This window comes from Endozoicomonas sp. ONNA1 (assembly GCF_024606325.1).
Taxonomy (GTDB): domain Bacteria; phylum Pseudomonadota; class Gammaproteobacteria; order Pseudomonadales; family Endozoicomonadaceae; genus Endozoicomonas_A.
The window spans coordinates 1-2,149 of record NZ_JAHHPN010000469.1 but is presented as its reverse complement, the minus strand read 5'-3'; the positions used below and the strand labels follow the sequence as shown (position 1 = coordinate 2,149).

1 protein-coding gene is annotated in these 2,149 nt (G+C 43.9%); it reads left to right on the top strand.

Annotated features, from left to right (window positions below):
• Positions 1-133: 133 nt before the first annotated feature.
• Positions 134-1,861 carry a hypothetical protein gene (locus KDK19_RS10740; RefSeq protein ID WP_257291922.1) on the top strand — a complete coding sequence of 576 codons (1,728 nt, stop codon included), beginning with the start codon at positions 134-136 and terminating at the stop codon, positions 1,859-1,861.
• Positions 1,862-2,149 lie beyond the last annotated feature (288 nt).

The window sequence follows — 2,149 nt, the reverse complement described above, 5'->3', positions numbered from 1 at the left end:
CCTCAATTTCTTGCAATCCTCGCTACGGACGCTTAAGTCCGACAGGCTGCTAGGATAAATGGCGACGTTAAAGAGGGATTATTGCGGTAAGGATTTTCTGTTTTAGCATTTAAAAATGAGAAAGAGTGCTGTTATGAATAGTCCCGGATCCGGTTCTGTGGTTGCTCTGTTATCAGTAATTTTTGCCTTCCCCTATCATGTTTGTGCCGCAGATGGGTCAACGGATAGTTCCGGATATACAGAGGCTTCAAGTTGTTCTGAATTAACCAATAGGGTTGATAGGGACGTGTGCAGTTATCATTTACCTGCTTTTAAGGCGCTGATCAGGGAAAAAAACAATCAGGTATCTCCAACAACACCTTCTTCAACTATTTCACCCAGTGCTTCTCCAATTCCTGAAACGGTCAGGATAAGAAAAATATCGGCTATAACAAGGCTGGATCATGAGGCTTTTCGAACCACCTATCCAACTTTATTTATATTTGATGCAGAGCGATTGTCAGGAAAGGGACAGCCAGCCGTTTATGAATTGCCATTGACAGTGCCCGTCGCTGGCCATCTCAGAGGAGTAAAGAGTTTTCAATTGCCTGATAACTCAGCTTTTGTGGGGAACAGGATAGATATTTTACCTGAGTTTGTGATTGAAGGAGGCATACAGAATCATTACGTGATGTCGGCACCCTATAATGATGCTGTCTACTATCTGGCGAATATAGAAATTGATTCCAGAAATTCTCCAGAGAAGAGCCGTTTATCAACAACAGCTACCACAGAATACCCCGGCTCAACCCCGACCACACAGAAACATATACCTTCAGGCATTCTGTATCTGAGAGGTGCGGGTATTTTTTCTGCAGACAACATCAAGGTGATACTGGATCCGGCAGATAATCAGATAAGAGTCCGACCGGTAGAGCTGGGATGTACAGATTTTGCTGATGGAAGAGGGGCAGAAGAGCGCTTCGTCTATCGCTTTACGAACTCTGAATTTGACCTCCTGCAAGGCATACAAAGACTGACAACACCTCTGAACGCAGCATTCAATGTCTTCTGTCATCAAACTACAGGGCAAGTGCAGTTGACGATGAAAAATACTACAACCGTCATATCCGTGCCTACTAATGCTCCTGCACCCAGTTCGCCAGAAAGCAGTGGTGTGTTGTTCTCTATGATCTTATTCCACAGAGAAAACGTTATGCGCTTCGTTGACTCTATCTGTAACAGCGTCATTGATCAGTTTGGCAATGATCTATCCATTGATCTGGCCAATCCATCGGATCCTGATCACTATATGGGTGGCATCTGGGGTAGTTTTTGTACTGATATTAATATGGTTCAGGGTGCATTTGGATTAAAAGACAGAGAACAGGCATGGGGCTGGGTTTTAGGTGATAGCAGTGATCAATATGGCTGTGAGGCCATGGAGAAAACTTATCGGGCAGAGTTTGCTTCTGTGAGCACATGGTCAATAGCAGGTTTTGATGTTGCATGTAATTGCACTGCAACGTCTGATTGTACAACTCAGGCTCCCGACATTTCATCCACACTTCCTCCTGACGCAGGTGCTCTGATGATGAATAATACTGGTGAAGCAGGATTAACCCAAAGGCAGAAAGAGGGCATAGTCTTTGGCATAACCAGTTTTGTTGGGTATCAGGCTGTTGTTAATAGCTGGTTTTATCTTTCAAGCCGTATCAGGCAAGCCTGGATAAGGCATACCAGTCAGGTGTTAGCTGTTGTAATGGGATTTGGGATTCCGGCATTCCAGCTGGTACCACGATGTGTCAGTATATTGAGAGCAAAGAAAGCAGCCCATAATCTACTGTCAGAAGAAGTAATATTTGAAAAAAATCAACCGTAGATTGTCGTAAAAAATTACCAAAACATTGGTTCAACTCATCCTTCAGATCCTGATTACTATACGGGTATCATCTGGCAGAAAAATGACTGTTCTGACATTAAAATGATTCGGAGAAGCCCCCACTGGAATCGGCTTGCCGATTTGGTGGAGGGAGTATGTCACAGCGCTGTCACCGACATCATGGCAAGACTTCCAAAAGTGTGGGGCTCATTTCCTGTTGGGCAAGACGTTGTCTTTATTTATGAAAAATCCAGTCTAGGATAAGATAACGGTCTTAAAACGGATTGT

Coding starts and splice junctions, on each gene's coding strand:
- KDK19_RS10740 (WP_257291922.1), top strand. CDS start 134: ATGAATAGTCCCGGATCCGGTTCTGTGGTTGCTCTGTTATCAGTAATT.